At 71.7% G+C, this 26,289-nt stretch carries 25 protein-coding genes; all 25 read left to right on the forward strand.

Features of this window, described 5'->3' with window-relative positions; genetic code table 11:
• Positions 1 to 37: 37 nt before the first annotated feature.
• Positions 38 to 775 carry an MBL fold metallo-hydrolase gene (locus KG111_RS07990; protein ID WP_205290119.1) on the forward strand — a complete coding sequence of 246 codons (738 nt, stop codon included), beginning with the start codon at positions 38 to 40 and terminating at the stop codon, positions 773 to 775.
• A gap of 4 nt (positions 776 to 779) precedes the next feature.
• Complete coding sequence (hisS, locus tag KG111_RS07995) at positions 780 to 2,039, forward strand: histidine--tRNA ligase (protein ID WP_205290120.1); 1,260 nt, start codon at positions 780 to 782, stop codon at positions 2,037 to 2,039.
• Positions 2,036 to 3,811 (forward strand): aspartate--tRNA ligase, encoded by a 1,776-nt coding sequence (aspS, locus tag KG111_RS08000; RefSeq protein ID WP_205290121.1) that lies wholly within the window; start codon positions 2,036 to 2,038, stop codon positions 3,809 to 3,811. The genes hisS and aspS overlap by 4 nt, the downstream gene beginning before the upstream one ends.
• A gap of 153 nt (positions 3,812 to 3,964) precedes the next feature.
• Positions 3,965 to 4,990: an ABC transporter permease gene (locus tag KG111_RS08005; RefSeq protein WP_205290122.1), complete on the forward strand. Its 1,026-nt coding sequence runs from the start codon at positions 3,965 to 3,967 to the stop codon at positions 4,988 to 4,990.
• A gap of 90 nt (positions 4,991 to 5,080) precedes the next feature.
• On the forward strand, positions 5,081 to 6,814 hold the full coding sequence (locus KG111_RS08010; protein WP_205290123.1) for an ABC transporter substrate-binding protein: 1,734 nt from the start codon (positions 5,081 to 5,083) through the stop codon (positions 6,812 to 6,814).
• 89 nt (positions 6,815 to 6,903) lie between these two features.
• On the forward strand, positions 6,904 to 7,920 hold the full coding sequence (locus KG111_RS08015; protein ID WP_205290129.1) for an ABC transporter permease: 1,017 nt from the start codon (positions 6,904 to 6,906) through the stop codon (positions 7,918 to 7,920).
• A gap of 9 nt (positions 7,921 to 7,929) precedes the next feature.
• The gene (locus KG111_RS08020; RefSeq protein ID WP_205290130.1) at positions 7,930 to 9,021 is read left to right on the forward strand and encodes an ABC transporter ATP-binding protein; all 1,092 of its coding nucleotides are present in this window, start codon (positions 7,930 to 7,932) and stop codon (positions 9,019 to 9,021) included.
• Between the two features lie 32 nt (positions 9,022 to 9,053).
• Positions 9,054 to 10,232 carry an ABC transporter ATP-binding protein gene (locus KG111_RS08025; protein WP_205290429.1) on the forward strand — a complete coding sequence of 393 codons (1,179 nt, stop codon included), beginning with the start codon at positions 9,054 to 9,056 and terminating at the stop codon, positions 10,230 to 10,232.
• Between the two features lie 44 nt (positions 10,233 to 10,276).
• On the forward strand, positions 10,277 to 11,635 hold the full coding sequence (locus KG111_RS08030) for a replication-associated recombination protein A (RefSeq protein WP_249666353.1): 1,359 nt from the start codon (positions 10,277 to 10,279) through the stop codon (positions 11,633 to 11,635).
• Between the two features lie 62 nt (positions 11,636 to 11,697).
• Complete coding sequence (locus KG111_RS08035; protein WP_205290131.1) at positions 11,698 to 12,285, forward strand: hypothetical protein; 588 nt, start codon at positions 11,698 to 11,700, stop codon at positions 12,283 to 12,285.
• Entirely contained in the window at positions 12,282 to 12,614 is a 333-nt protein-coding gene (locus tag KG111_RS08040) for a DUF6167 family protein (protein ID WP_249666354.1), read from the forward strand. Before KG111_RS08035 ends, KG111_RS08040 begins: the two co-directional genes overlap by 4 nt.
• Positions 12,611 to 15,316: an alanine--tRNA ligase gene (alaS, locus tag KG111_RS08045; RefSeq protein WP_240195333.1), complete on the forward strand. Its 2,706-nt coding sequence runs from the start codon at positions 12,611 to 12,613 to the stop codon at positions 15,314 to 15,316. Before KG111_RS08040 ends, alaS begins: the two co-directional genes overlap by 4 nt.
• A gap of 9 nt (positions 15,317 to 15,325) precedes the next feature.
• Positions 15,326 to 15,829 carry a Holliday junction resolvase RuvX gene (ruvX, locus tag KG111_RS08050; RefSeq protein ID WP_205290132.1) on the forward strand — a complete coding sequence of 168 codons (504 nt, stop codon included), beginning with the start codon at positions 15,326 to 15,328 and terminating at the stop codon, positions 15,827 to 15,829.
• Positions 15,826 to 17,049 (forward strand): endolytic transglycosylase MltG, encoded by a 1,224-nt coding sequence (gene mltG / locus KG111_RS08055; protein WP_205290133.1) that lies wholly within the window; start codon positions 15,826 to 15,828, stop codon positions 17,047 to 17,049. The genes ruvX and mltG overlap by 4 nt, the downstream gene beginning before the upstream one ends.
• Entirely contained in the window at positions 17,043 to 17,876 is an 834-nt protein-coding gene (locus KG111_RS08060; protein ID WP_249666355.1) for a shikimate dehydrogenase, read from the forward strand. Before mltG ends, KG111_RS08060 begins: the two co-directional genes overlap by 7 nt.
• A 9-nt stretch (positions 17,877 to 17,885) precedes the next feature.
• On the forward strand, positions 17,886 to 18,584 hold the full coding sequence (locus KG111_RS08065) for an A24 family peptidase (RefSeq protein ID WP_205290134.1): 699 nt from the start codon (positions 17,886 to 17,888) through the stop codon (positions 18,582 to 18,584).
• Positions 18,585 to 18,645: 61 nt separating this feature from the next.
• Positions 18,646 to 19,824: a chorismate synthase gene (gene aroC / locus KG111_RS08070; protein ID WP_205290135.1), complete on the forward strand. Its 1,179-nt coding sequence runs from the start codon at positions 18,646 to 18,648 to the stop codon at positions 19,822 to 19,824.
• Positions 19,825 to 19,837: 13 nt separating this feature from the next.
• Positions 19,838 to 20,365 (forward strand): shikimate kinase, encoded by a 528-nt coding sequence (locus KG111_RS08075; RefSeq protein ID WP_240195334.1) that lies wholly within the window; start codon positions 19,838 to 19,840, stop codon positions 20,363 to 20,365.
• A 9-nt stretch (positions 20,366 to 20,374) separates the two neighbouring features.
• Entirely contained in the window at positions 20,375 to 21,487 is a 1,113-nt protein-coding gene (gene aroB / locus KG111_RS08080) for a 3-dehydroquinate synthase (protein WP_205290136.1), read from the forward strand.
• On the forward strand, positions 21,484 to 21,951 hold the full coding sequence (locus KG111_RS08085; protein WP_205290137.1) for a type II 3-dehydroquinate dehydratase: 468 nt from the start codon (positions 21,484 to 21,486) through the stop codon (positions 21,949 to 21,951). Before aroB ends, KG111_RS08085 begins: the two co-directional genes overlap by 4 nt.
• A 90-nt stretch (positions 21,952 to 22,041) precedes the next feature.
• Positions 22,042 to 22,608, forward strand: coding sequence for an elongation factor P (efp, locus tag KG111_RS08090; RefSeq protein WP_205290138.1), 567 nt, complete (start codon positions 22,042 to 22,044; stop codon positions 22,606 to 22,608).
• A gap of 8 nt (positions 22,609 to 22,616) precedes the next feature.
• The gene (nusB, locus tag KG111_RS08095) at positions 22,617 to 23,033 is read left to right on the forward strand and encodes a transcription antitermination factor NusB (RefSeq protein WP_307820506.1); all 417 of its coding nucleotides are present in this window, start codon (positions 22,617 to 22,619) and stop codon (positions 23,031 to 23,033) included.
• Positions 23,034 to 23,100: 67 nt separating this feature from the next.
• The gene (locus KG111_RS08100; RefSeq protein WP_205290139.1) at positions 23,101 to 24,474 is read left to right on the forward strand and encodes a dihydrolipoyl dehydrogenase family protein; all 1,374 of its coding nucleotides are present in this window, start codon (positions 23,101 to 23,103) and stop codon (positions 24,472 to 24,474) included.
• Positions 24,475 to 24,516: 42 nt separating this feature from the next.
• Positions 24,517 to 25,923 (forward strand): MinD/ParA family ATP-binding protein, encoded by a 1,407-nt coding sequence (locus KG111_RS08105; RefSeq protein WP_205290140.1) that lies wholly within the window; start codon positions 24,517 to 24,519, stop codon positions 25,921 to 25,923.
• A gap of 112 nt (positions 25,924 to 26,035) precedes the next feature.
• Positions 26,036 to 26,206 (forward strand): CsbD family protein, encoded by a 171-nt coding sequence (locus KG111_RS08110; protein ID WP_205290141.1) that lies wholly within the window; start codon positions 26,036 to 26,038, stop codon positions 26,204 to 26,206.
• Positions 26,207 to 26,289: the final 83 nt, after the last annotated feature.

Below are 26,289 nucleotides of genomic sequence, written 5' to 3' on the forward strand. Positions count from 1 at the left end.
TGCTAGTGCCGAATGCTCCGGCCGATAGGCTGGGTCGGTGCTGATCGCCGCCTTCCCCGCTGGACCGTGGGGCACCAATTGCTATGTCGCGGCCACCGGCCCCGGCTCCGAGTGCGTGGTGATCGACCCGGGCAAGGACGCTGCCGGGGGAGTCGCTGACGTCGTTCGCGAGCACCGGCTCAAGCCGGTCGCGGTGCTGCTCACCCACGGGCACATCGACCACATGTGGTCGGTTACCCCCGTCGCGGGGGCGTACGACGCCACGGCCTGGATCCACCCGGGCGACCGGCACCTGCTGACCGACCCGATGGCGGGCATCTCCCGGGAGAGCGCGGGGATGCTGCTGGGCGGCGACTACGAGTTCACCGAGCCCGACTCCGTCGCGGAGCTCGCCGACGGCGCCACCTTGGAGCTGGCCGGGCTGAGCTTCCTGGTCGACCACACCCCCGGGCACACCGAGGGGTCGGTCACCTTCCGCACCCCGTGGACCGCGCCTGCGGGCCAGGGCCCGGACATCTCCGAGGTGATGTTCTCCGGCGACCTGCTGTTCGCCGGCTCCATCGGACGCACCGACCTGCCCGGCGGTGACCACGACACGATGCTGCGCTCGCTGGCCGCCAAGGTGCTGCCGCTGGCCGACGACGTCGTGGTGCTGCCCGGGCACGGCGAGCAGACCTCGATCGGTCGCGAGCGCGCGACCAACCCGTTCCTGCTGGACCTGATCGATCCCCGTGAGTCCGGCGACTCCACCACCCGTGCGACCCGAGGCCTGTGACCCGATGAGTGACGCACTGGCCGCCCCCAAGGGCGTCCCTGAGTACCTGCCGCCCGAGTCCGCCGCCTGGCTGGCCGTCCGTGAGGGCCTGTCCCGACCGGCCGTGCTCGCCGGCTACGGCTATATCGAGCTGCCGATCTTCGAGGACACCGCGCTGTACGTGCGCGGTGTCGGGGAGTCCACGGACGTGGTCTCCAAGGAGATGTACACGTTCTCCGACCGCGGTGACCGGTCGCTGACGCTGCGCCCCGAGGGCACCGCCGGCGTGATGCGCAGCGTGATCGAGCACCGCCTCGACCGCGGCCAGCTGCCGGTGAAGGTCTGGTACGCCGGCCCGTTCTTCCGGGCCGAGCGCCCGCAGCACGGCCGCTACCGCCAGCTGCAGCAGTTCGGCGTGGAGGCGATCGGCTCCGACGACCCCGCCCTGGACGCCGAGGTGATCGCGATCGCCGACAGCGGCTACCGCAGCCTCGGGCTGACCGGCTTCCGGCTGGAGCTGACCAGCCTGGGCTGTGCGGAGTGCCGCCCGCCGTACCGGGAGCGCCTGGTGGCCTTCCTCGACGGCCTCGACCTCGACGAGCCCACCCGGGAGCGGGCGCGGATCAACCCGCTGCGCGTCCTCGACGACAAGCGCCCCGAGGTGATCGCCCAGCTCACCGACGCCCCGCTGATGCTCGACCACCTGTGCTCGGCGTGTGCGGAGCACTTCGCGCGCGTCCGCGGCCTGCTGGACGCCCAGCAGGTCGCCTACGTGGTGAACCCCCGGATGGTGCGCGGGCTGGACTACTACACCCGCACCACCTTCGAGTTCGTCCACGACGGTCTGGGGGCACAGTCCGGTATCGGCGGCGGCGGTCGCTACGACGGCCTGATGTCCGAGCTCGGCGGCCAGGAGCTCTCCGGCATCGGCTTCGGCCTCGGCCTGGACCGCACCTACCTGGCCTGCCAGGCGGAGGGCCTGCAGGTCGGTCCCGCCTCCCCGCTCGACGTGTACGTCGTCCCGGTGGGCGCCGGACGCGAGCGGGCACCGCTGCTCGTCGCCGAGCTGCGCGCCGCCGGTTTGCGCACCGACCAGATCTTCGGCGAGCGTGGCCTCAAGGGCGCCATGAAGCAGGCCGACCGCTCCGGGGCGCCGTACGTCGTCGTCCTCGGCGAGCGCGACCTCGCGGCCGGCGTGGCCCAGGTCAAGTCCATGCACTCCGGCGAGCAGGCCGCGGTGCCGCTCGCCAACCTCACCCCCTATCTCAAGGAGCAACTCTCGTGATCCGCACCCATGACGCCGGCGCGCTGACGCAGCCTTCGCTCGTCGGCCAGACCGTCACCCTCGCCGGGTGGGTGGCCAACCGCCGCGACCACGGGGGAGTTGCCTTCATCGACCTGCGCGACGCCAGCGGCGTGGTGCAGGTGGTCATCCGCGACGAGGACGTCGCGCACAGCCTGCGCTCGGAGTTCTGCCTGAAGGTGGTCGGCGAGGTCGTCGAGCGCACCGAGGCGAACATCAACCCGAACCTGCCGACGGGCCGCTACGAGGTCGTGGCCGCCGACGTCGAGGTGCTCAACACCTCCGCTCCGCTGCCGTTCCCGATCAGCGACCACGTCGAGGTGGGCGAGGAGGTGCGCCTCAAGCACCGCTACCTCGACCTGCGCCGCTCCGGCCCGGCCGCGGCGCTGCGCCTGCGCAGCAAGGTCAACAAGGCCGCCCGCGACGTGTTGGACGCCCACGGCTTCGTCGAGGTGGAGACGCCGACGCTGACCCGCTCCACCCCCGAGGGTGCCCGCGACTTCCTGGTGCCGGCCCGCCTGGCGCCCGGCAGCTGGTACGCGCTGCCGCAGAGCCCGCAGCTGTTCAAGCAGCTGCTGATGGTCGGCGGCCTGGAGCGGTACTACCAGATCGCGCGCTGCTACCGCGACGAGGACTTCCGCGCCGACCGGCAGCCCGAGTTCACCCAGCTCGACATCGAGATGAGCTTCGTGGACCAGGAGGACGTGATCGCCCTCATGGAGGACGTCCTGGCCGCGATGTGGGCGCAGGTCGGCTACGACGTGCCGCGCCCGATCCCGCGGATGACCTACGCCGACGCCATGCAGAAGTACGGCTCGGACAAGCCCGACCTGCGCTTCGGCAACGAGCTGGTGGAGTGCACCGAGTACTTCAAGGACACCACCTTCCGGGTGTTCCAGGCCGAGTACGTCGGCGCCGTGGTGATGCCCGGCGGCGCCAGCCAGCCGCGCAAGCAGCTCGACGCCTGGCAGGACTGGGCCAAGCAGCGCGGTGCGCGCGGCCTGGCCTACGTGCTCGTCGGCGAGGACGGCACGCTGTCCGGCCCGGTCGCCAAGAACCTCTCCGAGGCCGAGCAGGCCGGCCTGGCCGCCCACGTGGGCGCGGCGCCGGGGGACTGCATCTTCTTCGCCGCCGGCGCGACGAAGCCGATGCGCGCCCTGCTGGGCGCGGCCCGCCTGGAGATCGGCCGGCGCTGCGGGCTGATCGACGAGGACGCCTTCGCCTTCACCTGGGTGGTCGACGCCCCGATGTTCGAGCCCGCCTCCGACGCGGTCGCCTCCGGCGACGTCGCGGTCGGTGCCGGCGCCTGGACGGCGGTGCACCACGCCTTCACCGGGCCCAAGCCGGAGTTCCTCGACACCTTCGACACCGACCCTGGCAGCGCCCTGGCCTACGCCTACGACATCGTCTGCAACGGCAGCGAGCTCGGCGGCGGCTCCATCCGGATCCACCGCGAGGACGTGCAGAGGCGGGTCTTCGCCGTGATGGGGATCAGCGAGGAGGAGGCGGCCGAGAAGTTCGGCTTCCTGCTCGATGCGTTCAAGTACGGCGCGCCGCCGCACGGCGGCATCGCGGTCGGCATGGACCGGATCGTGGCGATGCTCGCGGGCCTCGACTCGATCCGCGAGGTGATCGCGTTCCCCAAGTCCGGCGGCGGCTACGACCCGCTCACGGCCGCGCCCGCGCCGATCACCCCCGAGCAGCGCAAGGAAGCCGGTGTGGACGCCGTTCCGGAGGAAGAAACCACGGCCTGAGCCACCTCCGGCGGGACGGTTGCCGGAGGCTGAGACCAAACCGTTACCGCTCCGGTATCGCTTTGGCGCAGCCTCTCCACCTATGGTCTCGGACGGTGCCGACCGTCATCGACGGTCGGCACTGTCCCGGGACAGCATGTGTGAGAGGTGGAGATGACGCTTCCGGCAAGCGAGGCTGAGATCGAGGTGCCTTCGGCTCCGGTCGAGGATGACTCGGTCGTCAAGGTCGCAGGTCGGTCTCCGACCCAGCTCGCGATCGCGCGGTTCCGCGCGGACAAGCTGTCGATGATCTCGCTGACCTTCACCGTCCTCGTCGCGCTCTGCGCGATCCTGGCGCCGATCCTGGTCAGTCTCGATGTGCTGAACCCGTACAAGTACAACCAGGACCTGCTCACCGAGGACGGCGTCACGCCGCTCGGCAGGCTCGGCGGCATCAGCTGGGACCACCCGTTCGGCGTGGAGCCCGGCACCGGCCGTGACCTGCTGTCCCGCCTGATGCTTGCGATCACCTCCTCTCTGGCCATCGCGCTCATCGCCACCGTGATCACCGTGGTCATCGGCACGGTGCTCGGCATCATCGCCGGGTTCTCCGGTGGCTGGGTGGACAGCCTGGTGGGTCGGTTCATCGACCTGGTGCTCTCCTTCCCGCAGACCATGATGCTGCTGGCGCTGGCCGCCCCCACGGTGCTGGTGATCCGCAACGACCTCTCGTCCGTGCCCGGTCTCGGAGTCCTGGAGAGCCGGGACCTGGCCAACGGGCTGTTCGTGATCATCATCCTCGCGGTCTTCGGGTGGCCGCCGGTGGCTCGCGTGGTGCGTGGCCAGGTGCTCTCGATCCGGGAGCGGGAGTTCATCGACGCGGCGAAGCTGCTCGGTGCGTCGCGGCGCCGGCTGTACTTCAAGGAGGTGCTGCCGAACGTGTGGGCACCGGTCCTTGTGTACGTGACCCTGCTGGTGCCGGCCTTCATCTCGGCCGAGGCCGCCTTCAGCTTCCTCGGCGTCGGCATCAAGCCGCCGACCCCCACGCTGGGCAACATCCTGCGCAACTCGGTCGACTACACCAGCGCGGACCCGATGTACTTCTTCCTCCCCGGTGTCCTGCTCGCGCTCATCGTCGTGGTGTTCAACCTCGTCGGTGACGGCGCCCGAGACGCGCTCGACCCCAAGGCGCACCGCTAAGGCGCCCACCCAGACCCGGCCTCCCGCACACATCCGGGCGCGCGAGATGCCGAGACGCCGCAGGCGTCGATCACCAGATAGGAGAAGTGAATGGCCTTCAGCAAGAAGCCACTGGCTGCCTTGGCCGCCATGGCGCTCGCTGCGACCCTCGCCGCTTGCGGCGGAGGGGACAGCGACGACAAGCCCGGCGGCGGTACCGCCGAGGCTGGCGGTAACGCCATCTTCCTCAACGGTCCCCGCAACACCGAGCACTGGGACCCCCAGCGCATGTACATCGGTCGCGACCTGAACAACTCGGGTCGGCTGTTCTACCGCAGCCTCGTGGCCTTCCCGGCCTCGAACGACGCGACCGAGGGCACCACGCCCGTCCCGGACCTCGCCACGGACACCGGCACCACCGAGGACGGTGGCAAGACCTGGAAGTTCACCATCCGCGACGACGTGAAGTGGGAGGACGGCAAGCCGATCACGTGCGAGGACTTCGCCTACGGCGCGTCCCGCAACTTCGCCACCGACGTGATCATCGGCGGCCCGGCGAACTACCTGTTCACCTACCTCGACATCCCGTCCGGTGACGACGGCCTGCCGCAGTACAAGGGCCCCTACACGGGCAAGGGCCAGGAGCTCTTCGACAAGGCGGTCTCCTGCGACGGGCAGACCATCACCTACAAGATGAAGAAGGCGTGGCCGGACTTCCCGCAGTCGGCTGCCTCCCTGCGCTACCTCGACCCGTACCGCAAGGACCTGGACAAGGGTGACGCGAACAACTTCACCATCATCTCCAACGGCCCCTACAAGCTGGACGGTCAGTGGAAGGAGGGCACCGGTGGCAAGTTCGTCCGCAACGAGAACTGGGACGCCTCCACCGACTCCATCCGCAAGGCCTACCCGGACACCTGGGAGTTCCGCGAGGGCGACTCCGACGAGGCGATCTACGAGCAGTTCCTCGCCGACTCCGGGGACGCGCAGTACGCCGTGACCGAGCGTCGTATGCCCCCGTCGTTCTACAGCCGCATCAAGGAGGCCGGCGACCGCTACAGCCGTGTCGAGTCGCCGTACGTCGACTACGTGCTGCCGAACTTCAACTCCCCGGTCTTCAAGGACGCCAACTGCCGCGAGGCGCTGAAGCTGGCGACCAACAAGACCGCCTGGATCAAGGCCGGTGGTGGCGAGAAGGCCTACACTCCCGCCTACTCCGTGGTGAACCCGAACGTCCCCGGCTACAAGGAGAACCCCGCGTTCGCCGACGTGCCGGACGAGGGTGACGTGGACGCCGCCAAGGCTGCCCTGGCGAAGTGCTCGGCCCCGAAGCCGGTGAAGATCAAGTTCACCTACTCCGGTGGCACGCCGACCTCCGACAACCAGGCCGCTGCCCTGAAGGAGAGCTGGGACGCCGCTGGGTTCAGCACCGAGCTGGACCCGCTGGAGGACACCTACTACTCCGTGATCCAGAAGCCGGACGCCGACTTCGACGTCACCTGGGGTGGCTGGGGTGCTGACTGGCCGTCCATCGGCACCGTCATCCCGCCGCTGTTCGACAGCCGGATCAACCTGACCGGCGACTCCAACGGCAACGACTACGGCAACTACAAGGGTGGTCCGGAGGTCGACAAGCTGATCGACGACGCCTACGCCGAGTCCGACCTGGACAAGGCCGCCGACAAGTGGGCCGCGGTCGACGCCAAGCTCGGTGAAGACGTCGCCTACATCCCGCTGGAGATCACGATCTTCAACTTCGTGCACGGTGGCAAGATCACCGGCTACGCCAACAACATCTCGGTGAACGGCTACGCCGACCTCGCCGTCATCGGCGTGGAGAAGTGACAGATCGCATCTAGCACCCGTCGGTCGGGGGCCGTGCAGGCCCCCGACCGACGGTTGTCCCGGCCCCCTTCGTCCGCAGAGGTCCTCTCGTGCTTGCCTACGCCATCCGCCGGTTGTTCATCGGCGTGATCCTGCTCATCGTCATGAGCCTCACCACCTTCGCGCTCTTCTTCGCCTCGCCGATCGAGCCCGCCGACTTCGCCTGCGGCAAGAACTGCTCCGCAGCGCAGAAGAAGGAGACGGCCGCCGCTCTCGGCTACGACGACAACTTCCTCGAGCAGTGGGGCAAGTTCGCCGTCGGTGTGGTCAAGGGCCGTGACTTCCCCGACGACCCGGCCCTGCGCGAGACCGCTCCGGACCTGATCGTGCGCTGCGACGCCCCGTGCCTGGGCTACTCCACCGAGCGCGGGTCCACGGTCACCGACCTGGTCAAGGAGACGCTGCCGGTGACGGCCTCGATCGCCGTCGCCGCCTTCGTCCTCTGGATCTTCTTCGGCGTGCTCTTCGGTGTCATCGCCGCGTTGCGGCGCGGCACCATCGTCGACCGCGGCCTCGTGGGTCTCTCCCTGATCGTCTACGCGTTCCCGACGTTCTTCGTCGGACTCCTGCTCTACAAGTTCGTCGCCGTCAAGTGGGGCTGGGTCGACGTGCCCCGCTACACCTCGATCGCCGAGGGCGGGATCGGGGGCTGGGCGAGCAGCCTGGTGCTGCCGGCGATCACCCTGGCGGTGTTCTTCATGGCCGCCTACGTCCGCATGACGCGCTCATACGTCATCGAGTCCTTCTCCGAGGACTACGTGCGCACGGCGCGCGCCAAGGGGCTCTCGGAGCGGCGGGTGACCTTCAAGCACGCGCTGCGCGCTGCGCTCACCCCGATCGTGACCATGGCGGGCCTTGACTTCGCGGGCCTGATGGGCGGCGCGATCATCACCGAGTCCGTCTTCAACTACCCCGGGCTGGGCAAGCTCGCGGTGCTCGCGAACAGCGACTTCGACCTGCCGACCCTCGTCGGGCTGGTCATCCTGCTGGCCACGTTCGTGATCGTCGCCAACATCATCGTGGACCTGCTGTACGCCGTGATCGACCCGCGCGTGCGACTGGGCTGAGAGGAACACATGTCGACGTACACCAGCCATCAGGAAACGAGCACACCCGCCGCGGACGCCATGTTGTCGGTGCGTGACCTCCAGGTGCACTTCCCGACCAGCGACGGCCTGGTCAAGGCCGTCGACGGCCTGAGCTTCGACCTCGCCGCCGGCAAGACGCTGGGGATCGTGGGGGAGTCGGGCTCCGGCAAGTCGGTCTCCAGCATGGCGATCATGGGCCTGCACCACGGCACCGGCGCCAAGATCTCGGGCGAGATCCTGCTCGAGGGCACCGACCTGCTCTCGCTCAGCCGCGACGAGATGCGCAGGCGGCGTGGCAGCGAGGTGGCGATGATCTTCCAGGACCCGCTCTCGGCCCTGCACCCCTACTACACGGTGGGCAACCAGATCATCGAGGCCTACCGGGTGCACAACAAGGTCTCCAAGGCCGAGGCCCGCAGGCGCGCCGTCGAGATGCTCGACCGGGTCGGCATCCCCAACCCGGACAAGCGGATCAACGACTACCCGCACCAGTTCTCCGGCGGCATGCGTCAGCGCGCGATGATCGCGATGGGTCTGATCAACAACCCGGGCCTGCTCATCGCCGACGAGCCGACCACCGCCCTCGACGTGACCGTGCAGGCGCAGATCCTGGACCTCCTCCAGGACCTGCAGCGCGAGTTCAACTCCGCGGTCATCATCATCACCCACGACCTCGGCGTGGTCGCCGAGATGGCCGACGACGTGCTGGTGATGTACGCCGGCCGCGCGGTCGAGCACGGCCCCTGCAAGGAGCTGCTCACCCATCCGGAGATGCCCTACACCTGGGGCCTGCTCTCCAGCGTCCCCGACGTCAGCGGGGACACCGACGCCCGGCTCATCCCGATCCCGGGCAACCCGCCGAGTCTGCTCAACCCGCCGCCGGGTTGCCCGTTCCACCCGCGGTGCGCCCACCGCGACAAGGTGCCCGGCGACCTGTGCCGCACCGTGCTGCCGGACCTCATCCCCGGCCAGCGCGGACCGCACCACACCAAGCGCTGCCACCTGGCGGACTCCGAGGCCATCTATGCCAACGAGATCCTGCCCGAGATCGCGCCGGACGCGACGGAGGCGCAGCGATGACCAGCAACGACGCAGCAGCGGAGGAAGTCCCGATGGTCGAGGGCCACAGTGCGGCCAAGGCGCCGGAGAACGCCCGGCCGATCCTCGAGGTCGACCAGCTCCGGATGTACTTCCCGGTGAAGTCGCCCGGCCTGATCCGGCGGACCGTCGGCCACGTCCAGGCCGTCGACGGCGTTTCGTTCCAGGTCGCCGAGGGCACCTCGCTCGGCCTGGTCGGGGAGTCCGGCTGCGGCAAGTCCACCACCGGGCGGCTGATCACGCGGCTCTACGAGCCCACCGGCGGGGCGATCCGGTTCGAGGGCGAGGACATCGCCAAGGCCAGCCCGCGCGAGCTCAAGCCGCTGCGCCGGGAGATCCAGATGATCTTCCAGGACCCCTACACCTCGCTGAACCCGCGGCAGACGGTCGGCTCGATCATCGGCGCGCCCCTGCAGATCCACAAGATGGTGCCCAAGGACAAGGTCCTGTCCCGGGTCCAGGAGCTGCTCGAGATCGTCGGGCTCAACCCGGAGCACTACAACCGCTACCCGCACGAGTTCTCCGGCGGCCAGCGCCAGCGCATCGGCATCGCCCGAGCGCTGACGCTGCAGCCCAAGCTGCTGGTCGCCGACGAGCCGGTCTCCGCGCTCGACGTGTCCATCCAGGCGCAGGTGATCAACCTGCTCCAGGACATCCAGCGCGAGTTCAACGTGGCGTTCCTGTTCATCGCCCACGACCTCGCCATCGTCCGGCACTTCTGCCCCGAGGTGGCGGTGATGTACCTGGGCAAGATCGTGGAGATCGGTGACCGCGACTCGATCTACGGCAACGCTCACCACCCCTACACCCAGGCGTTGCTGTCCTCGGTGCCCGACGTGCGCCAGGCCGCCAGCGGCAAGCGGATCGAGCGGATCCGGCTCCAGGGCGACGTGCCCAGCCCGATCGACCCGCCCTCGGGCTGCCGTTTCCGCACCCGCTGCCCGATCGCCCAGGAGATCTGCGCGCGGCACGAGCCGCCGCTGCTGCAGATCGGCCGCAAGCACAAGGTCGCCTGCCACTTCCCCGGCCGCCTCGGCGAGGCGCCGCGGGAGCCGCTGACCTCCGGCCTGCTGGGCGTGGACGGCGAGGGCCGGCCGAACCCGGGCGCCAGCCCGAGCACGGACCTGGTGGAGCAGCCCGGCTACGCCGACACGTGGTTCGACCTGGACGCCAAGTCCATCGGGAGGGCGTGATCCCGCCCCGCTGGACCCGTCCGGGCATGTCCTAGGGTCACGTCGTGGACGACGAACCCCAGCTGTTCGACACCGCCCCGCGTCGTACGACGTCGGGCGGGTCGCTCTCGGACGCCGTCCACGCGGCCGCCCCGCTCGCGGTGCGGATGCGGCCGCGTGGGCTGGACGAGCTCGTCGGTCAGGCGCACCTGCGTGCCCCGGGCTCGCCGCTGCGCCAGCTGGTCGAGGGCGACCAGTCCCTCTCGCTGCTGCTGTGGGGCCCGCCGGGCACCGGCAAGACGACGATCGCCTCGATCATCAGCCAGCAGACCGGGCGCCGGTTCGTGGAGATCTCGGCGGTCTCCGCCGGGGTCAAGGAGGTCCGCGCGGCCATCGACAAGGCGCGGCGCGACCTGGTGGCGACCGGTGAGGAGACGGTGCTCTTCGTCGACGAGGTGCACCGGTTCTCCAAGGCGCAGCAGGACGCGCTGCTGCCCGGGGTGGAGAACCGGTGGGTGACGCTGGTTGCGGCCACCACCGAGAACCCGTCGTTCAGCGTGATCTCGCCGCTGCTCTCGCGCAGCCTGCTGCTGCGGCTGCAACCGCTGACCGACGACGACATCGGCGCGGTGATCGACGCGGCCGTGGCCGACGAGCGCGGCCTGGGCGGAGAGCTGACGCTGGAGGAGGAGGCGCGCAGCCACCTGGTCCGCCTGGCCGGCGGGGACGCCCGGCGCTCGCTGACCTACCTGGAGGCCGCCGCGGGCGCGGCGCGCTCCAAGGGCTCGACCACGATCGACGTGGAGACCGCCGAGACGGCCGCCGACCAGGCCGCGGTGCGCTACGACCGCGACGGCGACCAGCACTACGACGTGGTCAGCGCGTTCATCAAGTCGGTGCGCGGCTCCGACGCCGACGCCGCCGTGCACTACCTGGCGCGGATGCTGGAGGCCGGTGAGGACCCCCGCTTCATCGCGCGGCGGCTGATGATCCTGGCCAGCGAGGACATCGGTCTGGCCGACCCGAACGCGTTGTCGATCGCGGTGGCGGCGGCGCAGACGGTGCAGCTGATCGGCATGCCCGAGGCACAGCTGACGCTGGCCCACGCCACCATCGCGCTGGCGGTGGCGCCGAAGTCGAACGCGGTCACCACCGCGATCTTCGAGGCGGTCGCCGACGTGCGCGCCGGCAAGATCGGTGCGGTGCCGCCGCACCTGCGCGACGCGCACTACGGCGGCGCGAAGAAGCTGGGCCACGGGGTCGGCTACGTCTACAGCCACGACGCGCCGTTCGGGGTCGCGACCCAGCAGTACGCACCCGACGTGGTCGCGGACGTGCAGTACTACCGGCCCACCGAGCTCGGCGCCGAGGCCGGTGTGAAGCAGCGCTGGGAGCGGGTGCGCCGGATCATCCGCGGCCGGTGAGGACGTCGGTGGTGGAGGGAGCCGGTCCGGGCCCGGTCCGGCGGACAGTAGGCTTGTCGGTCGTGACCGAGGACCTCTCCGTGCCGACCTGGCTGGCGCTGCTCGCACTGGCGGGACTGCTGGTGCTGGTCCTCGGTGTCGTGTGGCTCCTGGTCTCGGTGCGCCGGACCCGGCGCCGTACCGAGGAGCTCGTCGCAGCGGCCGCCGGGCAGACCGAGGCGCTGCGTGCGGAGCTCGAGGCGCTCGGCCGGCGACTGGGCGGTGAATCCGCGTCCGCGGACAGCGCGCCGGTGCCGCAGGGGAGTGGCGTCGCGGTCCCCGAGGAGCGCGAGTACGTGATCACCGAGCTCGGGTACCAGCCGACCGACCAGCCGAGCACCCAGCCGCGCCCGGAGGTGCCTGCCCCCGTCGTACCGGCGCCGGTCTTCGCCGACATCGTGATGCGGGAGAGCGTCATCAAGACCGCGGCCCTGGCCGCCGGGTTGCGCCGCGCGCTCTCGCCGGAGGTCCGCAACCGGATCCGTTTCGAGATGAAGCGTGAGGTCAAGCGCTCCCGCAAGGAGCGCCGCGCCATGCTCAAGGCCGCCCGCCGGGATTGGGAGAGCCGCGGTCGCGGGGAGCCGGACAGCACCGTGGAGGTGGCGTCGTGATCCGTGGCGGCATCTGGTTCACCGCCGGCGCGGCCGCCGGTGTGTACGGCGTCGTGAAGGCGCGTCGCGTCGCTGAGGCGCTGACCACCGACGGCCTGCGCGACCGCATCGGCGCTGCAGTCCTCGGCGCCCGGATGTTCCGCGACGAGGTCGCGCAGGGCCACGCCGACGCCGAGGTGCGCCTGCGCCAGCACTACCGCGGCCTCGAGGCGTCCCGCACCGCGCTCGACGCCCCCACACCCGACCCGACCAGCACCACCAGCATCGAGACCACCACGACGGCCGGTCCGGCCGCCCTGGCCAGTTCAGAAGAGGAAGGCCCTTCATGACGGCGACGCCGCAGGCGTACCTGAGCAGCGCGGAGATCCGCAACCGGTTCCTCGCCCACTTCGAGGCACGCGGCCACACGGTGGTCCCGTCCGCCTCGCTGCTGCTCGACGACCCCAACCTGCTGTTCGTCAACGCCGGGATGGTGCCGTTCAAGCCGTACTTCCTGGGCCAGGAGACGCCGCCGTACCAGCGCGCCACCAGCGTGCAGAAGTGCGTGCGCACCCTCGACATCGAGGAGGTCGGCAAGACCACCCGGCACGGCACGTTCTTCCAGATGAACGGCAACTTCTCCTTCGGCGACTACTTCAAGGAAGGCGCCGTCGAGTTCGCCTGGGAGCTGATCACCGGCGCGCAGGAGTCCGGCGGCTTCGGCTTCGACCCCGAGCGGATCTGGGTCACCGTGCTGCCCGAGGACGCCGAGGCGCGCGACGCCTGGAAGCGCATCGCCGGCCTGCCCGACGAGCGGATCCAGCCCCGCGGGCTGAAGGACAACTACTGGAACATGGGCGTGCCGGGCCCCGGCGGCCCGTGCAGCGAGATCTACATCGACCGCGGGCCCCAGTTCGGCCCCGACGGTGGTCCCGAGGCCGACGAGGACCGGTTCCTGGAGATCTGGAACCTGGTCTTCATGCAGGAGGAGCTCTCCGCGGTCCGCGCCAAGGACGACTTCGACATCGCCGGTCCGCTGCCGAGCAAGAACATCGACACCGGCATGGGCCTGGAGCGGGTCGCCTACCTGCTGCAGGGCAAGAACAACATGTACGAGATCGACACCGTCTTCCCGGTGATCGAGCGCGCCCAGGAGCTCACCGGCAAGCGGTACGGCGCCGGCACCGCCGAGGCGGCCATCGACGACGTCCGCTTCCGGGTGGTCGCCGACCACGTCCGCAGCTCGCTGATGCTCATCGGCGACGGCGTCACGCCGGGCAACGAGGGCCGCGGCTACGTGCTGCGCCGCCTGCTGCGCCGCGCGGTGCGCAACATGCGGTTGCTGGGCTACCAGGACCCCTCGCTGCCCGAGCTGCTGCCGATCTCGCGCGACAAGATGGGGGAGAGCTACCCCGAGCTGGTCAGCGGCTGGGACCGCATCGCCCAGGTCGCCTTCGCCGAGGAGGAGGCGTTCCGCAAGACGCTGGCCGCCGGCACCCAGATCTTCGACCTCGCCGCGGGCGAGGTGAAGCAGGCCAAGGCCTCCACGATCCCCGGCGAGAAGGCCTTCGCGCTGCACGACACCTACGGGTTCCCGATCGACCTGACGCTGGAGATGGCCGCCGAGGCGGGGCTCTCCGTCGACGAGACCGGCTTCCGCCAGCTGATGGCCGAGCAGCGTGAGCGGGCCAAGGCCGACGCGCGCTCCAAGAAGGGCCAGCACGCCGACACCGGCGTCTACCGCGGCATCCTCGACGCCAACGGCCCCACCGAGTGGCTGGCCTACGAGACGCTGGAGACCGAGTCCCGCGCGCTCGCCGTGCTCCGTGAGGGCGCTGCGGTCGGTGCGCTCGGTGCCGGCGAGGTCGGCGAGGTCGTCCTGGATCGCACCCCGTTCTACGCCGAGTCCGGTGGCCAGGCCGCTGACGCCGGCGTCATCGAGTTCGACGGCGGCGTGCTCGAGGTGCTCGACGTGCAGCGCCCCGTGCGCGGCCTGGTCGTGCACCAGGTCCGTGTCCTCGAGGGCGAGCTGGGCGGCGCCGGCACCACGCTGCACGCCAAGGTCGACCCCGAGTGGCGCACCGGCGCCCGTCAGGCGCACTCCGGGACGCACATCGTGCACGCCGCGCTGCGCGAGGTGCTCGGCCCCACGGCCCTGCAGTCCGGCTCCTACAACCGGCCCGGCTACCTGCGCCTGGACTTCGGCTGGCTCAACGCGCTCTCCCCGGAGCAGGTCAAGGACGTCGAGCTCGTCGCCAACAACGCCCTGCGCGCCGACCTGCCGGTCAGCTGGGACTACATGACGCTGAGCCAGGCCAAGGACTGGGGCGCGCTCGCGCTCTTCGGTGAGACGTACGACGACAGCAAGGTCCGCGTCGTGGAGATCGGCGGCCCCTGGTCGCGCGAGCTGTGCGGCGGCACCCACGTGGAGCACTCCAGCCAGGTCGGCACCGTCGTGGTGACCGGTGAGTCCAGCGTCGGCTCCGGCAACCGCCGGATCGAGGCGCTCACCGGCGTCGAGGGTTTCGCCTACCTCGCCCGCGAGCGCGACGTGGTGCACCAGCTGTCCACGCTGCTCAAGACCAAGCCCGACGACATGGTCGCCCGCGTCGCCGAGATGGTCGAGCGGCTGCGGCAGAGCGAGAAGGAGATGGAGAAGATCCGCCTCGCTCAGCTGCTGTCCGGCGGCGCGGCCCTGGCCGAGGGCGCCAAGGACGTCGCCGGTGTCCGGCTCGTCGCCCAGCGCGTCGACGGCGCCACCGGCGGGGACGTGCGGACCCTGGCTACCGACGTGCGGGCCCGCCTGGTGGGCGACGCCCCTGCGGTCGTCGTGCTGATCGGCGCCGCGGACGGCAAGGCCGCAGTCGTGGCCGCGCTCAACGACGCCGCCCAGGCCCGCGGTCTCAAGGCCGGTGACCTGGTGCGTGCGGCGGCGCCGCTCCTCGGCGGCAAGGGCGGCGGCAAGGCCGACCTCGCCCAGGGCGGCGGCACCGACGTCACCCGCATCGACGACGCTCTCGCGGCGGTCACCGCAGCCGTCGCGCAGGGCTGAGGGGCCGCCGTGAGGCGAGGCGTGCGCATCGGGATCGATCCAGGGGACGCCCGCATCGGCGTCGCCCGTAGCGACCCCTCGGGCGTCCTCGCCACCCCGGTGGAGACGGTGCGCCGCGGCAAGGGCGACCTGCGCCGCCTGCAGCGGATCGTCGAGGAGACCGAGGCGATGGAGGTCGTCCTCGGCCTGCCTCGCTCGCTGTCCGGCGGGGAGGGCCCGGCGGCGGTCAAGACCCGCGAGTTCGCGGCGCGCCTGGCCCGCCGGGTCGCGCCGGTGCCGGTGCGGCTGGTCGACGAGAGACTCACCACGGTGACCGCTACGGCTATGCTGCGCGGTCAGCGCAAGGGCGCCAAGCAACGGGCCGTGGTCGACCAGGTCGCGGCCGTCGTGATCCTGCAACAGGCCCTGGAGGCCGAGAGCGCCACCGGGAACCCGCCGGGGGAGGTGGTCGGGCCCGTTCCGGGCGAGCCGGCCGGCCCCGAGCAGGAGAGCGCACGAGAGGGAGACGCATGAGAGACGCCGAAGCGCCGCACCCGGCCGAACCGCTGGTGCCCGCCGCCGACGACAGCGTGCTGCCGGGCGCGCGCGACGAGCACGCCCCGGCCGGTGCCGGAGCGGCCGCAGCACCCCGCCACGCGGCACGCCACCGCAGTGCCAAGCCGTCGCGCCGACGTCGCTCCGGCTGCCTGCCCGTCCTCGTCGTGGCGGTGCTCTTCATCGTCGCCGTCGGCTGGATCGGCCGCGGCTGGGTGGCCGACGTCAAGGACATGCTCTCGGGCCCCGAGGACTACCCCGGTCCCGGCAGCGGCGAGGTCGTGCTCGTGATCGACCCCGGCCAGTCCGTGACCTCGATCGGCAACGAGCTCGCCGAGCTCGACGTCGTCGCCTCCGGCGAGGCGTTCGTGGACGCCGCCGCCGACAACCCGAAGTCCACCGGCATCCAGGCGGGCAGCTACGTGCTGAAGCTGAAGATGAAGGCCTCCGACGCCGTGGCGTACCTCATCGACCCCGCCAACGTCGCCGTCACCCAGGTCACCATCCCCGAGGGCTTCACCGTCGACCAGATCGTCGCCCGGCTGGAGAAGGCCACCGAGTTCTCCGCCGAGGAGTTCCGCCAGGTGCTCGAGGACCCCGCGGCCTACGACCTGCCGGACTACGCGCAGGGCAACCCCGAGGGCTACCTGTTCCCGGCGACCTACGCCTTCACCCCGGCCGACGAGCCGGCCGACATGCTCGCCGCGATGGTCGCCCGCTACGAGCGGGCGCTCGGCGACAACGACATCGAGAAGACCGGCGCCGCGCTCGGACCCGGGTACACCCCGGAGCAGATCATGACCGTGGCCAGCCTCGTCGAGGCCGAGGGCCGCGGCGACGACATGCCGAAGATCGCCCGCGCGATCTACAACCGGCTCGAGAAGCCCAACGGCGGCGGCACCAACGGGCTGCTGCAGATCGACGCCGCGGTGCTCTACGCCCTCGGCACCCGCGACACCTCGAAGCTGCGGGCCCCGCTCGCGGACCTGACCGACTCGCCGTACAACACCTACCGGTTCCCCGGCCTGCCGCCGGGCCCGATCGGTGCGCCCGGGGAGAAGGCCATCCAGGCGGCGCTCAAGCCGGCCGAGGGCGACTGGATCTACTGGGTGACCGTCGACTGCCAGGGCACCACGAAGTTCTCCGAGACCCTCGCCGAGCACAACCAGTACCAGGCCGTGAACGGGGACGAGTGCTGAGCGAGCCCGCAGACCGCGGCGCCGTTCGGTTCGGGGTCGTCGGCGACCCCGTCGCCCACTCGCTCTCACCGGCACTGCACCGGGCCGGCTACGCCGCGCTCGGCCTCACCGCGTCGTACGACGCGGTGGCGGTGCCCAAGGGCGGGCTGGCCGGCTTCGTGGCCGGTCTCGGCCCGGAGTGGGGCGGGCTGTCGGTGACCGCGCCGCTGAAGCGGGAGGCGCTCGCGCTGGCCGACGAGGTCACCGCCGTCGCGACCGCGGCCGGCGGCGCCAACACCCTGGTCCGCACCGCTCGCGGGTGGCGGGCGGACAACACCGACGTGCCCGGTGCCGTCGCGGCGATCCGGGAGCGCTCCTCCGCGACGCACCGCACCGCCACCGTGCTCGGTGGCGGCGCCACCGCGGCCAGCGTCGGGCTGGCGCTGGCCGACCTCGGCGTCGCCACCATCACCCTCGCGGTGCGCACCGAGGCCAACGCCGCCGAGGCGCTGGCGGCGGTCCGCGCCCACGCTGCGGGTCCGCAGGTGGCCGTGGTGCCGCTCGCCGAGGCCCCGGTCGCCGACGTCGTCGTCGCGACCATCCCGGCCGCGGCACAGACCCCCGAGCTGTGCGTGCGGCTGGGCGAGGCGGCGGTGCTCTTCGAGGTCACCTACAACGACTGGCCGACGCCGCTGGTGCGCTCGGCGGAGCAGGCCGGTGCCGTCGTGGTCTCCGGCCTCGACCTGCTGGTGCACCAGGCGGTGCTGCAGTTCCAGCAGTTCACCGGCCACCCGGGCCCGCTGGCGACGATGCGGGAAGCGGGCGAGCAGGCGCTCGCCGCCCGGTAGGTTCCGCCCATGCACCTGCTCGCGATCATGCTGGGCGCCCTGGTGGGCCTGCTCGGCGGGGCGACGGTGCCCTGGCTGGTCGCCCGGTGCCCGGACCCGGCGCCGGACCCTGAGGAGGACCCCGAGGACTTCCCCGACCACACCCCGTTCGCGGAGCTCGCGGCCCGCCCCGGCCTGGGCCTGCGCTGCGCCGTGGCCGGCACCGCTGTCGGGGCGCTGCTCGGTGTCGCCGTGGGCTGGGGCTGGGGCCTGCCGTGGCTGCTGTACCTGGTGCCGGTCGGCATCGCGCTCGCCGTGATCGACTACGTCACCTGGTACCTGCCCAGCCGCATCATCTGGCCGTCGTACGTCGTGGTGGTGCTGCTCGAGGTCGTCGCGGCGCTCGCGCTGGGCCGGCCCGGTGTGCTGGTGCTGGCCGCGATCGGCGGGGTGGGCCTGGGGCTGTACTACGGCCTGATGTGGTTCATCAGTCCGCGGATGATGGCCTTCGGCGACGTCCGCCTCGGCGCACTGCTCGGCCTTGCGCTGGGCCCCTTCGGCCTGTTCACGGTGGTGATCTCGGTGGGCGCCGCGGCGGTGCTGGCCGTGCTGGCGCTGGTGCCGCTGCGCCGCGGCGGCAACATGATCCGGCGCAAGGTGCCGTTCGGGCCGTTCCTGCTCGGCGGCGCCCTGGTCGCGGTCGCCGTCGGCCCGCTGCTCGGCGGCTGAGCCGGTCCCACAACCCCGGACAGGCGCAGGCCGCGGCGCCGCCCCGTGGGAGACTGGTGCCATGTTGCGCTGGCTGACCGCGGGGGAGTCCCACGGCCCCTCCCTGGTCGCGATCCTCGAGGGCCTGCCGGCCCACGTCGAGGTCACGACCGATGACATCTCCGACTCTCTCGCCCGGCGGCGACTCGGCTACGGCCGCGGCGCCCGGATGAAGTTCGAGGCCGACGAGGTGACCATCACCGGTGGCGTGCGGCACGGCCGCACCCAGGGCGGTCCGGTCGCGATCCAGGTCGGCAACACCGAGTGGCCCAAGTGGGAGACCGTGATGGCCGCGGACCCGGTCGACCCGGAGGTGCTGGACTCGCAGGCCCGCAACGCCCCGCTCACCCGGCCCCGGCCCGGCCACGCCGACCTGGCCGGCATGCAGAAGTACGACTTCGCCGACGCCCGCCCGATCCTCGAGCGCGCCTCCGCCCGGGAGACCGCGGCCCGTGTCGCGCTCGGCCGGGTGGCCAGCAACTTCATCGAGCAGGCCACCGGTGCCCGGATCGTCAGCCACGTCCTGGAGATCGGCGGCGTCCGCACGCCCTCGCGCGATCTGCCCATCCCCGACGACGTCGCGCGTCTCGACGCCGACCCGGTGCGCTGCCTGGACCCGGACGGCTCCAAGCAGATGGTCGAGCGGATCGACCAGGCCCACAAGGACGGCGACACCCTCGGCGGTGTGGTCGAGGTCGTCGTGCACGGCCTGCCGCCGGGCCTGGGCTCGCACGTGCACTGGGACCGCCGCCTCGACGCGCGCCTGGCCGGTGCGCTGATGGGCATCCAGGCGATCAAGGGCGTCGAGGTCGGTGACGGCTTCGAGCTCGCCGCCACGCCCGGCTCGGCCGCCCACGACGAGATCGTCGGCACCGATGAGGGCCTGCGCCGCGTCACGGACCGCTCCGGTGGCACCGAGGGCGGGATGAGCACCGGTGAGGTGCTGCGGGTGCGGGCCGCGATGAAGCCCATCGCCACCGTCCCCCGCGCGCTGCGCACCGTCGACCTCGCCACCGGCGAGGAGGCCGTCGCCCACCACCAGCGCTCCGACGTGTGCGCCGTGCCCGCGGCCGGCATCGTCGCCGAGGCGATGGTGGCCCTGGTGATCGCCGACGCCGTGCTGGAGAAGTTCGGCGGCGACTCGGTCGCCGAGACGCGCCGCAACGTCCAGGGCTACCTGGACGCGCTGCGCTACCGGTGAGCCGGCAGCAGCGATGAGCAGCGGCGCGGCACCGGGCGCCCCCGTGTGCGTCCTGGTCGGCACCATGGGTGCCGGCAAGACCACCGTCGGCCGGCTGGTGGCCGCGCGCCTCGGCGTGGGCTTCGCCGACAGCGACCACGTCGTGGAGGAGCGCGCCGGCAAGCCCGTCGCGGACATCTTCGTCGAGGACGGCGAGGCCGCCTTCCGGAGCCTCGAGCGTGACGCCGTCGCCTGGCTGCTCGAGCACCACGACGGCGTGCTCTCGCTCGGCGGGGGAGCGGTCCTCGACCCCGCCACCCGGGAGCTGCTCGCCGGGCACCGGGTGGTGTTCCTGCGGGTGGGCCTGGCCGAGGCCGTCAAGCGCGTCGGCCTCGGGGTCGGTCGGCCGCTGCTGCTGGGCAACGTCCGCTCCCGCGTCAAGCAGCTGCTCGACGAGCGCACCCCCGTCTACCAGGGCCTGGCCCGTCTCACCGTCGAGACCGACGAGCGCACTGCCGAGCAGGTCGCCGACGAGATCCTCGCCGCACTGCAGAGTCCTTAAGGAGGAGTCGTGAGCGAACCGACCGTGATCCGGGTGGCCACCGCGTCGCCGTACGACGTGGTGGTGGGCCGCGGCGTGCTCGACCGCCTGCGCGGGCTGCTGCCCGCCGGCGTGCAGCGCGTGGCGATCGTGTGCCCGGAGTCGTTGGAGGACCTCCTCGACCCGCTGGCCGAGCATCTCGAGGGCCTCGACGCGATGGTGCTGCAGGTGCCCGACGGCGAGGAGGCGAAGAACTGGGAGGTCGCCGCCGCGTGCTGGGAGGCGCTCGGTGAGGAGGGCTTCACCCGCTCCGACGCGGTGATCACCCTCGGCGGCGGTGCCACCACCGACCTCGGTGGGTTCGTGGCCGCCACCTGGCTGCGCGGCGTCGCGGTCGTGCACGTGCCGACCAGCCTGCTCGCGATGGTCGATGCCGCCGTCGGCGGCAAGACCGGCATCAACAGCCCCGCCGGCAAGAACCTGATCGGCTCCTTCCACGAGCCGGTCGGCGTGCTGTGCGACCTCGCGCTGCTCGACACCCTGCCCCGCGCCGAGCTCGTCGCCGGGCTCGGCGAGGTGATCAAGTGCGGCTTCATCGCCGACCCCCGGATCCTCGAGCTCGTCGAGGAGACCGACCCGGCCGCGCTCACCCCGGACTCCCCGGTGCTGCGCGAGCTCGTCGAGCGCTCCATCGCGGTCAAGGCCGACGTCGTCGCCGCCGACCTCAAGGAGACCGGGGGAGCCGCCGGCCACCCCGGCCGGGAGGCGCTGAACTACGGCCACACGCTGGCGCACGCCATCGAGAAGGCCACCGACTACTCGATCCGCCACGGCGAGGCCGTGGCGATCGGCTGCGTCTTCGTCGCCGAGCTGGCCGCGCGCACCGGCGGGCTGGACCGCGACCTGGTCGAGCGGCACCGCGCCGTGCTGGCCCGCGTCGGCCTGCCGACCACCTGGGACGGCTCGGGCGTCGGCGCGGACTTCGACTCCCTGCTGGCCACGATGGCGGTGGACAAGAAGGCCCGCGGCAACCAGCTGCGCTTCCTCGTGCTGGCCGACCTCGCCCGCCCCACGGTGCTGGCCGGGCCCGCCGAGGACGACCTGCGCGCCGCCTACGCCACGATCAGTGGAGGCGCGGCGTGAGCACGCCGGAGGGCACGCCCGAAGCCACCGCGGTCCTGGTCCTCAACGGCCCCAACCTGGGCCGCCTGGGCCGACGCCAGCCCGAGATCTACGGACACACCACCCACGACGAGCTCGCCGCCGCCTGCGTGCGGTGGGGCGCCGAGCTGGGCCTCGCGGTCGAGGTGCGCCAGACCAACCACGAGGGCGAGCTGCTGGACTGGCTCAACGCCGCCGCCGACGACGCCGTACCGGTGGTGCTCAACGCCGCGGCGTGGACGCACTACTCGCTGGCGCTCTACGACGCCTGCGCCCAGCTCGAGGCCCCGCTGGTCGAGGTGCACATCTCCGAGCCCAAGCAGCGTCCCGAGACGTTCCGGCACACCTCCTACGTCGAGCCGCACGCCGCGACGACCATCTCCGGTCAGGGCGTCGACGGCTACCGGCAGGCACTCGAATTCATCGCTGCCAGCCTCGCCCACTAGACTGGTCCGTCGGCCCGCTCGGGCCCTGATGTGGACCGCGAAACCGCTGGTCCGCCCGTTCCTTGTACATCTGCAGACGAAGGCTGGCGCATGGCAACCACGAACGACCTCAAGAACGGCATGGTTCTCAAGCTGGAGGGCCAGCTCTGGCAGGTCGTGGAGTTCCAGCACGTCAAGCCCGGCAAGGGCCCGGCGTTCGTGCGGACCAAGCTGAAGAACGTCGAGTCGGGCAAGAACGTCGACAAGACCTTCAACGCCGGCACCAAGGTCGAGACCGCCACGGTCGACCGCCGCTCGTACCAGTACCTGTACAACGACGGCACGAACTTCGTCTTCATGGACGTCCAGGACTACGACCAGATCGAGGTCGCCCCGGAGATCGTCGGCACCGCCGCCGGCTTCCTGCTGGAGAACCAGGAGGTCATCCTGGCGCTCAACGAGGGCCGCGTGCTGTTCATCGAGCTCCCCGCCTCGGTCGAGCTCGTCGTGTCCTACACCGAGCCCGGTGTCATGGGCGACTCCGCCACCGGCCGCACCAAGCCCGCCACGCTGGAGACCGGCGCCGAGATCCAGGTGCCGCTGTTCATCGAGCAGGGCGAGAAGATCAAGGTCGACACCCGTGACGGCGGCTCGTACCTGAGCCGTGTGAAGGGCTGATCGCGCAGGTGGCACAGATCGGAGCCCGGACCAAGGCCCGCAAGCGGGCCCTCGACGTGCTGTACGCCGCCGACATGCGCGGCGAGTCCGGCGCCCAGGCGCTCGACCGGGTCCTCGCCGACGGCGAGGCGGTCACCAACCCCTACACGACCACCCTGGTCCGTGGGGTCTCCGAGCGCCAGGAGCGCATCGACGAGATCCTCACCCAGTTCTCCACCGACTGGTCGCTGACCCGGATGCCCGCCGTGGACCGCAACGTCCTGCGGATCGGCGTCTGGGAGATGCTGTGGGCCGAGGACGTGCCGGACACCGTCGCGGTGACCGAGGCGATGAACCTGGTGCGCGAGCTGTCCACCGACGAGTCGCCCGCGTTCGTCAACGGCGTGCTCGGTGCCATCCAGCGCGCCAAGGACACCCTGCTCTGAGAACGGTCTCCCAGCCGGTCTCCTGAGCCGGTTCCTCACCGGCCCTCGGCGTGCGAGGGTGACCAGCATGGCTGAGGAGCACGAGGTCGACGTCGTGGTCGTCGGGCTCGGGCCCGGCGGCGAGCACGTCGCGGCGTCGCTGGCCCGCGCCGGCCTGAGCGTCGTCGGGGTGGACGAACGGCTCGTGGGCGGCGAGTGCCCCTACTACGGGTGCGTGCCGTCGAAGATGATGATCCGCGCCGCCGGCGCGCTCGCCGAGGCCCGCCGGGTGCCGGAGCTCGCCGGGAGTGCGGAGGTCGTCCCCGACTGGACGGTCGTGGCAGACCGGATCCGCGACGAGGCCACCGACGACTGGGACGACGCCGTCGCCGTGCAGCGGCTCCGCGACGCCGGCGCGACGTTCGTGCGCGGGCACGGCCGCTTCGACGGGCCCGGTCGGGTGCGCGTGGCCTCCGCGGACGGCGAGCAGGTGTTCGTCGTACGACGTGGGGTGGTGCTGAACACCGGCACCGCGCCGGCCGTGCCGCCGATCGAGGGCCTGGCCGGCACGCCGTACTGGACCAACCGCGACGTGGCGCGGCTGCGTGCGCTGCCGGCCAGCCTCGCCGTGCTCGGCGGCGGCGCGATCGGCTGCGAGCTGGCCCAGGCGTTCGCCCGGTTCGGGGTGCGGGTCAGCCTGATCGAGGCGGCGCCGCGGCTGCTCGGGCCCGAGGAGCCGGAGGCGGCCGCGGTCGTCGAGGAAGCCCTGGCCGCCGACGGCATCGACCTGCGCACCGGCGCGGGCGTGAACGGCGTGCGACACGACGGCGCCTTCACCCTGGACCTGGCCGACGGCAGCACAGTGGGCGCCGATGCCCTGCTCGTGGCGACCGGACGCCGGCCCAACCTCGCCGACCTGGGCCTGGACAGCGTCGGCCTCGACCCGAAGGCGCGCAGCCTGGCGACCGACGAGCGGATGCGGGTCACCGACGGCATCTGGGCGATCGGCGACATCACCGGCAAGGGCGCCTTCACCCACGTCTCGATGTACCAGGCCGACGTCGCGGTGCGCGACCTCACCGGAGCCGACGGTCCCTGGGCCGACTACCGGGCCGTGTCCTGGGTGACCTTCACCGACCCCGAGGTCGGCCGGGTCGGGATGAGCGAGCAGCAGGCCCGCGACGCCGGGATCCGGGTCGCCACCGCGACCACCGACCTCGCCTCCTCCAGCCGCGGCTGGCTGCACAAGGCGGGCAACGCCGGCCTCATCAAGCTCGTCGCCGACCTCGACCGCGGGAACCTCGTCGGGGCCACCGCCGTGGGGCCCTGTGGCGGCGAGGTGGTCGGGGCGCTGGTCACCGCCGTGCACGCCGAGGTGCCGCTGGCCACCCTGCGCACGATGCACCTGGCCTATCCGACCTTCCACCGCGCGATCGGGAGTGCCCTCGCCAACCTGGGGTAACACGTCGTCGAACCATCCGACCGTCCACTCGGAGGAACACGCGTGACCCAGCCCACCGCCGGCACCGGCCGCAGCCCGGGGGACACCTCGGACCACTTGTACACGCCCGAGGAGCTCGAGGCCTACGCTCGCCGCCAGCTCGCCGCCGCCGCTCCGGGGGAGCGGCCCGCGGACCTGCTGGCCGACCCACTGGCTGACCCACTGGCCGACCCGTTGACCGACCCGCTGCCGGTGGAGGAGCACACCATCATCCGGCCGCAGGCATCGGCGCCCGGCGTCGCCGGCCCGCCGCCCGCACCACCCTTCCCGCCCGTCCCGATCGGACCCCCACCGGCAGCCCCACCGGCAGCCGCACCGGGTCCCGCGCCGTCCCACCGCGCTCCCGTGCCCCCGCCCTCGTTCGGCCCGCCGCCGGCGGGCCCACCTGCGGGCCCACCGGCGGGCCCACCGGCGGGTCCACCGGCATGGGCTCCCGGCGCCGACGGTGCCGATGCCGCGGCCGAGCCACGACGGTTCATGACGGCCACCGACTTCCTCGATCGCCGCGACGCCGACCAGGAGGTCGGCCCCGCCACCTGGGGTTGGCGCGGCCGGGTGCGCCGCTGGTCGGGGGGACTGATCAAGCCGGCGATGGGTTCGGCCGAGCGTGCCTACGAGGCCGACCGGTCCACGATCCAGAAGGACTTCGACGGTCCCCGCACGATCGCGTTCGTGAACCCCAAGGGCGGTGCCGCGAAGACGACCGGGGTGCTCGCGGCCGGCTTCACCTTCGGCACGGTGCGCGGTGGTGGGGTCGTGGCCTGGGACAACAACGAGACCCGGGGCACCCTCGGCATCCGGGGGACCCGCAGCACGCACCGCAACACCACGCGGGAGCTGCTGGAGGACCTCGGCCGGTTCAAGGACGTCTACCAGTCCCGGATCGGGGACCTCGGCGCCTTCGTCCGCTCCCAGGGTGACGCCCACTTCGACGTCCTGGCCTCCGACGAGCGCGCCGACGTCTCAGGCATGATCCACGCCGGTGACTTCCGCGAGGTCCATGCCCTGCTCGAGCGGTTCTACCGGATCATCCTGGTCGACACCGGCAACAACCTGCGCGCGGAGAACTGGCTGGCCGCCGCCGACGCCGCGGACCTGCTGGTGGTGACCAGCACGGTGCGCGAGGACACCGGCTACTCCGGGCTGTGGATGCTGGACGCGCTGGCCGACGCCGGCTACGAGAACCTGAAGTACAAGACGATCACCGTGCTCTCCGACCCCAGCCCGAAGGTGGACGAGGACCTGGCCCGTGACCTGGTGTCGGTCTACGAGCAGCGCACCCGCGGCGTCTACCGGGTGCCCTACGACCCGGCGCTGGTCTCCGGCTCCGTGGTGCCCTACCACCAGCTCTCGGACGCCACCAAGCGTTCCTGGCTGCGGGCGTGTGCCGGCATGGCGGCCGCGCTCTGAAGCGCCGGATGGGAGGTGAAGGCGAATCAGATCGCGATCAAGGGGTACTGAACGCTCGACATCGAGTGGGACTTGTTCCCACCGTCCGCTCGACCGAGAGGAGCGTGGAGACATGGGTCTCGACGACAAGCTGAAGAACAGCGCCGAGGAGAAGCTGGGCGCCGGCAAGGAAGCCGTGGGCAAGGCCACCGACGACAAGGACCTCGAGGCCGAGGGCAAGGGCGACCAGATGAAGGGGAGCCTGAAGCAGGCCGGCGAGAAGGTCAAGGACGCGTTCAAGTAGTCCGCACCGTTTCGTGCGTGAGGGGCCCCGATCGGGGCCCCTTTCGCATGTCCGGGCACGTAAGCACCGGGCGAGGACGGGTA

This window comes from Nocardioides faecalis, assembly GCF_018388425.1.
In the GTDB taxonomy this organism is placed as follows: domain Bacteria; phylum Actinomycetota; class Actinomycetes; order Propionibacteriales; family Nocardioidaceae; genus Nocardioides; species Nocardioides faecalis.